The organism is Staphylococcus sp. AtDRG32, assembly GCF_004365845.1.
GTDB classification, from domain to species: domain Bacteria; phylum Bacillota; class Bacilli; order Staphylococcales; family Staphylococcaceae; genus Staphylococcus; species Staphylococcus hominis.
This window is the reverse complement of sequence record NZ_SODE01000006.1, coordinates 14010-26160: the sequence shown is the minus strand read 5'-3', so window position 1 is coordinate 26160 and position 12151 is coordinate 14010. Positions and strand designations below refer to the sequence as shown.

Sequence of the window (12151 nt, the reverse complement as noted above, 5' to 3'; positions counted from 1 at the left end):
GGGAGAGACTCACGACTTTTACTTAAGGGAATGTTTTACAGTTATTTTTCAATCTTTTGGGGATGTTATTAATTATGAAAAATTACATTGCATAACAATGTTATGATAGCTTGCATATTGAAAATAATTACCTTCTATTCAGAATAGCTAAGTTAATTATTTTCTACTGAGTTAACACTTCAGCGAGTCTTATGCATTTCTCATCAATAAGTTGGGATAGCTTATTAATGAATGGAACTACACGAAGAAATAAATAAATGAAATATTTTACTATGAAAATCGATATTATCGAATAACCCATTGGTCTCGATCATCACAAATACATAGTCAAATTACACAAACATTCCTTACAACTCATCGATAAATCAACTTTTAATTTCGCAACTACTAACAAAATCAAAAAAAGATTTATTCGAATAAAACAAAGACTAACAATTTAAAGACTAAGATTATTAAGTTAATATCACTTTAATGTGATATGAGTATATTAAAACATAACATTCATTTAAGTAATTAAAAATTTCTTAACTTGCAACTTTTTCTACTAAACTGTTTATTTTTATATGGTAAAATATGAGTTATCGAATTACTTTAACAGTTAAGTATTAAATTTTAACAGTTAAGCATTATTTTACAGACTAATTGCGCAAAATTGTATAATATAGTCAAGGAGAGTGGCACAATATTGAAAGCAATTGATGATAAAATTGAGCACTTTGCATCTTATTTACAAAAGAAAAATAACCTTGATCATATCCAATTCTTAAAAGTACGATTAGGCATGCAAGTGGTTGTTAGTAATATTGCTAAAACAATTGTGACATATGGTGCTGCGCTCATATTCCATACATTTTTGTATACTTTAATCACACACGTCAGTTATTTTTTAATTCGACACTATGCACACGGGGCGCATGCAAAGTCTACTTTGCTATGCCATATTCAAAATTTAATCTTATTTATTGGTTTACCATGGCTCATTGCTTACTATCATATTAATACGGGTATCATGTATAGTGTTAGTGGCCTTGCATTATTACTGATTATTATTTATGCACCAGCTGCCACTAAGAAACAACCCATACCCGAAAGACTAAAACCTCGCAAAAAAATAAAGTCTATTATTTTAGTAGTGGTTTTAATCATTATTTCTATTATAGTACCTGAGCCATATAAACAATTAATTTTATTAGGTATGATACTTGAAAGTACAACACTATTACCATTCTTTTTTCCTAAGGAGGATTATTAATTATGACATTTATTACAGATTTATTCATTAAACTATTCTCATTAATCTTAGAAACTGTTGGTACACTTGCTTCATATAATGTATGTGGTGGTTATTTCGATGAACCTGAAGTTCCTAAAGAATTAACTGATCTTAATAGATAAAATTTAGAAAGTGTGTGACGTATGGATTTATTATCAAATGTACCTTTAGCACTTTTTCAAGGATTTTTATTATTTTTAATTTCAAAAATAATTTTAGATATTAAATATACTTTAAGGGATTATTTAATCATTTTAACGATTATAATCCCTTCTGCTTTTTTTTATTATTATTTAGGAAGTATTTCTGTTTTATATTTATTAATTGGTTGTGGAGTTTTCCTATATTGTAAAGTTAAGTGGTACTCGATTATTACAGTTTTAAGTAGTGCTATTTTAATGTTTTTAAGTAATTTCATTGCTTTTATACTTGTAATAATTTTTCAAAAATTTATTAATAATAATACCTATTTAGATTTATCGTATATAAGTATATTTACTTTAGTTTCTATACTTATATCTTTTACATTTAAATCTCTACTTAAAAAATTAAAAATGTCTTATTTATCTATTAATAAGACTTACTTAACTATTATTTCAATTATTTTAATTCTTTCATTTATAATTTTATATATTTATTCTCAAGTACCTAAAGTTAATAATGCTTCTTTAAAAATTTACGGACTAATTTTTATTGGAATAATTATATTTTTTATCACCTTAATCATTATTATTTCTAGATATACATTACGTGAACTTCGCTACAGACGTAATATGGAAGAAATTGAAACGTATTATGAATATACACTACAAATAGAATCGATTAATAATGAAATGCGTAAGTTTAGACATGATTATGTCAATATTCTTACTACAATGTCAGAATACATAAGAGAAAATGATATGGATGGTTTAAAGACATATTTTAATGACAATATTGTTCCTATGAAAGATAACCTTCAAATGAACTCAATCAAAATTAATGGTACGGATAATTTAAAAGTGCGTGCTATTAAAGGATTGATAACAACTAAAATTTTACAAGCTCAAGAAAAAAATATACCTATTAGTATTGAGGTGCCAGAGTTAATTGATCATATTGAGATGAATACGGTTGATTTAAGTCGTATCATTGGGATTATCATTGATAACGCTATTGAGGCTTCAGAAGAATTAGAAGATGCCTTAATTAGAATTGCATTTATCAATGTCGAAACGTCAGTCATGTTTATTGTTATGAATAAATGTAAAGAAGATATGCCGAAAATCCATGAATTATTTCAAGACTCCTTTTCAACTAAAGGAGATAACAGAGGACTTGGTCTAACGACTTTAAAAGAAATTACTGATACTACTGAAAACGTGTTACTTGATACGACTATAGAAAATGGCTACTTCGTTCAAAAAGTAGAAATTATAAATAATATGCCATAAGGATGTGAGAAAATGAAAATATTCATTTGTGAAGACGATGTGAAACAACGTGAAAATATGGTTTCAATTATTAACAACTATATAATGATTGAAGAAAAACCGATGGAAATAGCGTTAGCGACAGATGATCCTTATGAAATTATTGAACAGTCAAAAGAAATGAATGATGTTGGATGTTATTTTTTAGATATACAATTGGAAGCTGATATTAACGGTATTAAACTTGGAAGTGAAATTCGAAAGTATGATCCTATTGGGAATATCATCTTTGTTACAAGTCATAGTGAACTCACTTACCTAACATTTGTCTATAAGGTATCTGCAATGGATTTTATTTTTAAAGATGATCCTAATCAACTAAAAACGCGAATAATAGATTGCATTGAAACTGCTCATACACGTTTAAAATTACTTTCAAAAGAAAGCAATGTTGAAACAATTGAATTAAAGCGTGGTAGCAATTCAATATATGTACAATATGATGATGTCATGTTCTTTGAATCGTCTACAAAATCCCATCGTTTAATTGCACATCTTGATAACCGTCAGATTGAATTCTACGGAAATCTTAAAGAATTAGCACAACTCGATGATCGTTTTTTCAGATGTCACAATAGTTTTGTTGTAAATCGCCATAATATCGATTCAGTCGATTCTAAAGAACGAATTGTAACTTTCAGAAATGGTGAGCATTGCTATGCCTCTGTACGTAATGTTAAAAAGATATAATATTAAAACCCCTTCATTTTAATATCTGAAGGGGTTTCTTAATCTCTTTTTCAAAGTTCTTCAATAACTTCTTCTAAACTTGGAATACTTTCAATAGCGCCATATTTAGTAGTTACTTTTGCAGCTACTAAATTACTAAATTTTAAAATTTCTTCTCCTTTTTCTTTAAATAGAGAAGTAATGTCTGTTAATTCTGTATTTAAAATTCTATTAATGACTGCACCAATAAACGCGTCTCCGGCACCAGTAGTGTCAACAGCTTCAACTTTATACCCTTGATGATGAATAATTGTCCCATCTTTTAAATAGGCTGTTGCTCCTTTGTCTCCTTGTGTATAGATAACTACTTCAACATTCCCTTTAAATAAAGATTGAATCGCTTTATGTTCATCACTTATTCCAGTAACAAATTCAATTTCTTCATCTAAAATTTTAATGATATTTGCTTTTGGAAGAAATGACTGAATAGTCGCTTTACACGCTTCTGCGCTATCCCATAATGGTAATCTAACATTTGGATCAAACACTATCATCCCATGAGCCGCTTCAAATTTTTCAATCATAGCAAGATGTGTATTGTTCATATCACATTCAATTAAATCAACAGAACAAAAATGTAGAACATCTTGATTAGAAATATTGATTTCATCTAAATTCGAAGTATGTATAATAAAGCATGTCAGCTGATGATTTACGATAAAAAGAAAAATCTCGTTCCCCATTTTCTTTTAAACTAACGAAAGCGAGTGCAGTATTAGCTGCATGTGTTCGTTTAATATATGTTGTACCAACGCCTATTTTCTCTAACGTCTCTACGATAATATCTCCAAAAGCGTCATTACTTAATTGTGTAACCATTTCTGTCCTACTACCTAATTTTTTAGCCACACTTGCCACATTAGCAGGTGCCCCGCCAACTTGTCGACTGAACTGCGTTACATCTTTAAATTCAATATTTGTTCTATTTGGAATAAAATCGATTAATGCTTCACCAATAGCATATAACTTCCTCATTTATTTATCTTTCCCTAAGTCATATTTAGTAAATTTCAAATAAACTTGACCTGTTTCTGTAGATGTGCGAATTGCTGTAGCATTTTCATCAGGAAAAATTCTTGACGTTAAGACACACTCTCCATCATTACAAAAAATTTCAATACTTGACGTATCCACAAAAATGTGTAATTGTTTTAATGGCGAATCTAAATATGTAGATCTTGTCACACCTTCAACATTACTAGGTAATGCACCACTTTCTGATCGATCTAATGTAATCTTTTGCTCCCTAGTATTATAAGAAATTAATGTTGAATTTAACTTAGATGCTCTTAATTCAAAATATATTTCTGTTGCTTCATTTTCTAAAATATCAATAATAAGCTCATATTGCGTACCTTCGTAAGGATGAAGTGTTGTATTATATTTGTTAGCATAACCTAATGCTGTTTCTTTATTTTGACGTAACGTCTCTAACGCTTTCAAAGGACGTTGGCGTAACCGTCCTTCTTCGATTGTTAACTCTCTAGGTATCGTTAAACAATGTGCCCAATCTTCTTCATCTGTAGGATAGTGAGTATCTGGTAATCCCATCCACCCAATTAAAATACGCTTACCATATTCATCTATAAACGTTTGTGGCGCATAAAAATCAAAACCATTATCAAGTTCTATAAATGTATCATGTTTGAATTCTAATGTATCGAAATTTAAATTACCGATTAGATATCCAGATTGATAAATATTTCTATATTTTTCATCTTTTGCATCAATACCTTGAGGACTAAAAATAATGACATCTTGTCCATTTAAACTAAAATAGTCTGGACATTCCCACATATAGCCAAAATCTTCTAGTTCGGTTGTAATTTCTCCAATATATTCCCATTGGTCAATCTGTCGATGTATCATTTTGTACAAAAGTAAACGTCCTAATTCTTGTTGAGTTTGGACACCTAATATTGCATAATATTCTTCATGATGTTTAAATACTTTTGGATCTCTAAAATGACTTGTATATCCTTCAGGTTGATGAGCAATCACAGGCTTATTTAATTTTTCGATTGAACCATCTTGTTTTACTTTTGCAATCATTTGACTCGAATATCTTTTCCATTCTTCATCTCGATGATTACCTGTATACATGTAATATAAGTTTCCTTCAAATTCAAAAGCACTTCCACTATATACCCCATGACTATCATAAATCGTATCAGGCTTTAATATAGGACCATTTGGTTCAAATGTCACTAAATCTTTACTAGTATAATTAAACCAATATTTCAGTCCATGCACAGCACCCAATGGAAACCACTGGTGAGATACATAGTATGTTCCGTTATAAAACATCAATCCATTAGGATCATTTAATAAACCTGTTTCAGGTTGAATATGAAAGTGTTGACGATACCTTGATTGTTCTATTCGATGCTTTAACGCTTCTAATTCATCTTTGTTCACATCTTCAATACGATGATAGCGTTGTTCTCTTGACCACTCAGTCATATTAGTCCTCCTAAATCATTAGTATTAATTTTATCACTTAATATCGTAACGGTAATTAGTCTTAAGACTTTACAATCTATAATTTAAAAAGCGGGAAATTGTACTTTTGATACTCCCGCAAACTTTGCAATATCTGATATGTTTTTCAATAGACTAATCATCTAAATTAATATCAACATAATATTAATTTTATCATATCGTGATTATCTTCAAATACTGTTTTACTAATGAAACTTTAACATTTTAAATATATATCAATACCTTTTATGTAATTTATTTAATTCCCCATAAAAATATGCCTTTTCACCATGCACAAGTTGATCTAAACCTGTCATATCTTCTTCAACGGTCGTAGCAAGGGACATAAAAATTGATAATGTCTTTCCAATAATAAAAGTTATAATAATCGAGTAAACGACTACTACCACAACTGCAATACATTGTATCCATATAGTATGTAAATGACCAGTATAGATTAATCCATCTAATATATCTTTATTAACTTTATGTGATTGAAATACACCAGTCAATATTGCACCAATCACACCCCCAACACCATGAATACCAAAGGCATCAAGTGTATCATTATATCTTAATTTTTCTTTTATAGAATTGACCACAAAATAACATGCTATACCACCAATCATAGAGATAATGTATGCACTTAAGTAGTTTACAAATCCAGCTGCTGGTGTAATGGTTACGAGTCCTGACAGTACACCTGATAATAAACCAAGTAAGCTTAACTTTTTATTAGAAAAGTATTCAAGAATCAACCAGCTAAATGCTCCTCCGCTTGCAGCGATGATAGTATTTACAAATGATATCACTGCTATATCATTTAAAGTAAACGCACTTCCTGTATTAAAACCGTACCATCCTATCCAAACAAAAATACCACCTATAAGTGTAATAAGTAAATTATTCGGTTGTAGTTTCTCTACTTTTTTTCCGTGACCTATCATTATTGCTAATACTAATCCTGATACTCCTGATGTAATATGTACCACAGTACCTCCAGCATAATCTAAAGCCTCAAGTTGTTGAATCCAACCACCGCCCCATACCCAATGGGCTACAGGACTGTAAATCATAATTACCCATATAAATATAAAAATGATAAAAGGAATAAATCTCATTCGCTCAGCAATTGAACCTGATAAAATGGAAACTGCAATAGTACAAAACATCATCTGAAATAACATAAATAAGGCAAACGGAATATGTGGACTAAATTGAACATTCGTATTAAATCCTACATGTTGCAAACCAATAAAATCAAAATTACCTATCCAATCATTTCCATGACCAAAACTAAGAGAAAACCCAATGACCACCCATGTAAACGTAACAATAATGATAGCGGCCATACTTTGCATCACTGTATTTAAAACATTTTTAGATTGAACTAAGCCTCCATAAAATAAACTCAATCCCGGTGTCATTAACCAAACTAATAAAATACACAGAAATAAAAAAATTGTGTCATCCATCTTCATTTTTACCACTTCCTTAAAAAACATCATATTAATAGTTTTTAAGAATAGCAAAAACACGTAAGATTAAATGACACAATTTGTCATATTACATTACATTTATAAAGAAAAACTTAAGCTTTTTGAACTGTTATTGTCCATGAAGCATCATCAAGTTGTTCATAGTTTGTTACAGGATACCCCTGTTCTGCTGCCCAGTTTGGAATTGCTTCAGTTGCTTGAGTGCAATCAAAGTCTATTTTTAATTCGTCACCATTTTTTAATGTTTCCATTTTCTTTTGTGCTTCAATAAGTGGAAATGGACATACCATTCCAACAGTTCCTAATTCGTATAACATATTCAGTCCTCCAATAATTAAGTTGTTTGAGTTTGTCTAGATATTTGAGTAGATTGAGCTGTTTGTTTTTGAATTTGTTTCATTGGTCTTACGAAAATAAAGTAACTCATAAACCATGTACCTAATATCATCGATGCTAAAGCAATCCAACCTTGCCAACTTAGTGTTGCAGTCGCCACTAATCCATTACCAATGGAACAACCGCCAGCAACTGAAGCACCAAATCCCATACATATACCACCAATAGCACTATTTCTAATAGTAATTTTATCTGGTAAACGCCATTTAAATTCTTTTGCTCCTCTAGCAGCAATATATGATCCAATAAATATACCTAATACTAAAAAAACGCCCCAATCGATAAATTTTAAATCTCCACTCATTAAGAATTGAACAATATGTGCTGATGGAGTAGTGATACCTAATCCATCTTCACGTCCAGTAGAATAACTCATAGGCCATGCTAATAAAGCAATCAATCCTACAATAATTCCAGCTACAAATGGATGATAGCGCTTTTCAAATAAATAATGTCGTATTCCTGAATATCTTTGCTTTAATTTGGGTACAGCAATTTTGGGTTTTGGTTTACGTAATGTACGGATAACTAAGAATAATGTTACACCTGTTAATATAATAACTAATATCCAACTTGGTATGCCTGTCGTTTGTGACATACTAGCATTTACATTCGTTGGTTTATTAATTTTATTCATTAAAGGTAATAGAATTCCAGCTTTGGTAATTGTTGCTGATAAAGCATACATAATTAAAGCAACCCAACTACCAATTAATCCTTCCCCAGCTCGATACCATGTGCCAGTTGCACATCCGCCAGCTAATACTATACCAATACCAAACACAAATGAACCAATAATCGTACCTATTACTGGAAATGTTTGATAAGAAACTGTTAATACATCAAAACCAGTTAAAACTAGTAAGCCTATACTTTGTACTGTAATTGCCACTAACAAAGCATAAAACATTTTATTATTTTTTTGAACATACATATCTCTAAATCCGCCAGTAAGACAAAAACGTGTACGTTGCATAACAAAACCTAATAATAGGCCAACGATTAATCCACTAATAATCATCCAAATCAAATAAAACACCCTTTTCCGATTGATTTACTAAGGTATTATAATGGATTAACTAACCTATTTCAATATTTTCCATTGAATTAATATATTTATAAAAAAAGCTATAATGCAAATGCATTGTAGCTTTAAAAAATAATTTAATATTAATTTGAAGAGTTTTTCATAAAGAATAATAGTGATTGTAATTCGATACCTAAATCGATATGATGAACTTGAACATCATTTGGCACATCAATTCTAGCAGGAGTAAAGTTTAAGATACCTTTTACATCTGCCTTAATAAGTCGATCTGAAACAGATTGTGCCACACTTCCTGGTGTAGTAAGAATCACTACATTAATATTCTGTTTTTGAAGTTCAGATGAAATATCATCAATATGCTTTACTGTCACTTTTCCAACTTTTGTACCAACAATATCTTTATCAATATCAAATGCAGCTGTAATTGTCATTTCATCATGTATTGAAAAATTGTAAGTAAGTAATGCACGTCCTAAATTCCCTACGCCAACAATAGCAATGTGAATATTATTACTATCGCTAATCTCCGTTTTAAAGAATTCTAAAAGACTCTCAACGTTATAGCCATATCCTTTCTTACCTAACTCACCAAAATAAGAAAAATCTCTTCTTATCGTAGCTGATTCAATATCTAAAGCCTCACTAATTGTTTTAGAACTCACGCGATCAATACCTTTAATTTTTAATGAATTAACAAATCGATAATATAAAGGTAAACGTTTTAATGTAGCGCGAGGTATTTTTGATTGATTTTGAGGCATATGCAATGTCCCCCTTTTTGTTTGAACTTTTTAATCTATATATTCAAACTAACTAGAGTGCAATTAGTTATTTTAGTGAAATATATATAATGCCTATTATGGATACTGCAATATTATACCGTAACCTATTTCAAAAATAAATATCTTAGTTTCCTAAGCATACCTTATATTGTAAAATGATATAATAATGTCAAATTTAAAATTAAATAAATGTGATTGTTACATAGATAGAAAGGTGAAACTTGAATGATACTTTTACAATTAAATGATATTTCAAAATCGTTTGATGGTGAAGATATATTTAATCATGTTAATTTTGAAGTTAAAACTGGAGAACGTATTGGCGTAGTAGGAAGAAATGGCGCTGGAAAATCAACGTTAATGAAGATTATTGCAGGTGTTGAAGATTATGATAGTGGCCATATTTCAAAAATCAAGAATTTACGTATTGGTTATTTAACTCAACAAATGACACTTGATTCTTCTCTTACTGTAATTGAAGAAATGTCAAAACCATTTGAACATATTAAGCATATGGAAACGCTTATTAATGATGAAACTGATTGGTTAGCCGCTCACGTTGATAGTTATGATTCAGAAGATTATAAACAACATATGGAGCGTTATGAATCATTATCTAATCAATTTGAACAACTTGAAGGTTATCAATATGAAAGTAAAATTAAAACAGTATTGCATGGTTTAAACTTTACTGAAGAAGAATTTGATAAACCCATTAATGATTTTAGTGGCGGACAAAAAACACGTTTATCTTTAGCACAGATGCTTTTAAGTGAGCCAGATTTATTACTATTAGATGAACCTACAAACCACCTCGACTTGGAAACAACTAAGTGGTTAGAAGATTATTTGAAATATTTTAAAGGTGCCATCATTATTATTAGTCATGACAGATACTTCTTAGATAAAATTGTAACTCAAATATATGACGTTGCTTTAGGAAATGTGAAGCGTTATGTAGGTAATTATGAGCAATTTATTACTCAACGTGATAAATACTATGAATTAAGAATGCAAGAATATGAAAAACAACAAGAAGAAATTAAACGTCTTGAAACTTTCGTGGAAAAAAATATTACTCGGGCTTCCACAAGCGGTATGGCTAAAAGTCGTCGAAAAACATTAGAAAAAATGGAACGTATCGATAAGCCAATGATGGATGCTAAAAGTGCTAATATCCAGTTTGGGTTTGATAGAAATACTGGCAATGATGTGATGCATATCCGTAATCTAGAAGTAGGTTATCAATCCCCTATCACTGCTCCTATTAATATTGAAGTTACAAAAGGAGACCATATTGCTATTATTGGGCCTAATGGAGTTGGAAAGACTACCCTTATCAAAACAATTGCAAATCGTCAAAAAGCATTAGGTGGAGAAATTACTTATGGTGCTAATTTAAACATAGGATATTACGATCAAAAACAAGCAGAATTCAAATCTAATAAAACAATATTAGATTATGTTTGGGATCAATATCCTATGATGAATGAAAAAGATGTCCGCGCTGTTTTAGGACGATTTTTATTCGTTCAAGATGACGTCAAAAAAGTTATTAATGATTTATCAGGGGGCGAAAAAGCACGTTTGCAATTAGCTTTACTTATGTTACAACGCGATAACGTTTTGATACTCGATGAACCTACTAACCATCTTGATATAGATTCTAAAGAAATGTTAGAACAAGCGTTAAAAGATTTTGAAGGTACAATTTTATTTGTTTCCCATGATCGATATTTTATTAATCAACTAGCAAATAAAGTATTTGATTTAAATAAAGATGGCGGTCAACTGTATTTAGGTGACTATCAATATTTTATTGAGAAAACAGAAGAAGCTTCTGCGTTAAAGGAATTTGAAGCGGAAAACAATAAAGATGAAACGCTTGATTTAGAAGACACCGATTCGTCAACGACTAATACATATGCTTCTCAAAAACAATATAAGAGAGAATTACGAAAAATTGAGCGTCAAATTGAGCAATGTGAAGAACAAATCGAAAAATATGAAGAACACATTACTCAAATTGATCAACAATTGACTCAGCCTGATATTTTTAATGATCCTATTAAGGCAAATGAACTTGCTGAGCAGAAATTAAGTATCGAACAACAATTAGAGAATGTTATGGCTGAATGGGAAGAATTACAAGAAAAAATTTAATACATCTAAGAAAACTAGTAAAAGTATCAAATTTTTACTAGTTTTTTATTTATTTCATTCACAAATTTATAAACAACTAAAATACTGATATCTCAGTTATCAACGAACTTATCCTAGTTATCCACAACGCGAACGATAATAATTCACATAACTTTTACACAACATTTAAACTATATTCACATCTTTGCCCCCTTTTTATCCACAAGATATTAACTATTTGTTGATAAGTACACACGTTCTCTATTGACATATATCATAAGTCAATATATTAACCTAATTAAATAAAAAAGTAATTGAAACTTATTTGA

The 12151-nt window shown here is 30.0% G+C and carries 10 protein-coding genes and 2 pseudogenes; 5 read left to right on the top strand and 7 right to left on the bottom strand.

The window, feature by feature from the left end; all coding sequences use genetic code 11:
* Positions 1-685: 685 nt before the first annotated feature.
* The 4 genes from BDW25_RS08545 to agrA are packed head-to-tail and all read left to right on the top strand — an operon-like array spanning position 686 to position 3435.
* Complete coding sequence (locus BDW25_RS08545; RefSeq protein WP_133945416.1) at positions 686-1252, top strand: accessory gene regulator AgrB; 567 nt, start codon at positions 686-688, stop codon at positions 1250-1252.
* A gap of 2 nt (positions 1253-1254) precedes the next feature.
* Positions 1255-1395, top strand: coding sequence for a cyclic lactone autoinducer peptide AgrD (agrD, locus tag BDW25_RS08540; RefSeq protein WP_002488089.1), 141 nt, complete (start codon positions 1255-1257; stop codon positions 1393-1395).
* Between the two features lie 21 nt (positions 1396-1416).
* The gene (agrC, locus tag BDW25_RS08535) at positions 1417-2706 is read left to right on the top strand and encodes a quorum-sensing sensor histidine kinase AgrC (RefSeq protein WP_133945414.1); all 1290 of its coding nucleotides are present in this window, start codon (positions 1417-1419) and stop codon (positions 2704-2706) included.
* Between the two features lie 12 nt (positions 2707-2718).
* A complete protein-coding gene (gene agrA, locus BDW25_RS08530; RefSeq protein WP_002455088.1) occupies positions 2719-3435 on the top strand; it encodes a quorum-sensing response regulator AgrA in 717 nt (238 codons plus the stop codon).
* Between the two features lie 50 nt (positions 3436-3485).
* Here agrA and BDW25_RS08525 read toward each other — a convergent pair.
* The 7 genes and pseudogenes from BDW25_RS08525 to BDW25_RS08500 form a co-directional block, all read right to left on the bottom strand.
* A pseudogene (locus tag BDW25_RS08525) lies at positions 3486-4449 on the bottom strand (carbohydrate kinase family protein).
* A complete protein-coding gene (locus BDW25_RS08520; protein ID WP_133945412.1) occupies positions 4450-5937 on the bottom strand; it encodes a sucrose-6-phosphate hydrolase in 1488 nt (495 codons plus the stop codon).
* A gap of 81 nt (positions 5938-6018) precedes the next feature.
* Positions 6019-6086: pseudogene (locus tag BDW25_RS11170) on the bottom strand (LacI family DNA-binding transcriptional regulator); the annotation flags it as partial.
* 105 nt (positions 6087-6191) lie between these two features.
* Positions 6192-7436, bottom strand: coding sequence for an ammonium transporter (locus BDW25_RS08515; RefSeq protein WP_049336643.1), 1245 nt, complete (start codon positions 7434-7436; stop codon positions 6192-6194).
* 110 nt (positions 7437-7546) lie between these two features.
* Complete coding sequence (locus BDW25_RS08510; RefSeq protein WP_002448268.1) at positions 7547-7771, bottom strand: sulfurtransferase TusA family protein; 225 nt, start codon at positions 7769-7771, stop codon at positions 7547-7549.
* 17 nt (positions 7772-7788) lie between these two features.
* The gene (locus BDW25_RS08505; protein ID WP_208318184.1) at positions 7789-8877 is read right to left on the bottom strand and encodes a YeeE/YedE family protein; all 1089 of its coding nucleotides are present in this window, start codon (positions 8875-8877) and stop codon (positions 7789-7791) included.
* A gap of 143 nt (positions 8878-9020) precedes the next feature.
* Positions 9021-9659 (bottom strand): redox-sensing transcriptional repressor Rex, encoded by a 639-nt coding sequence (locus BDW25_RS08500; protein ID WP_017175284.1) that lies wholly within the window; start codon positions 9657-9659, stop codon positions 9021-9023.
* A gap of 246 nt (positions 9660-9905) precedes the next feature.
* On the opposite strand from BDW25_RS08500, the gene BDW25_RS08495 reads away from it, so the two are divergent.
* Positions 9906-11843, top strand: a complete 1938-nt coding sequence (locus BDW25_RS08495; RefSeq protein ID WP_002448285.1) for an ABC-F family ATP-binding cassette domain-containing protein — start codon at positions 9906-9908, stop codon at positions 11841-11843.
* Positions 11844-12151: the final 308 nt, after the last annotated feature.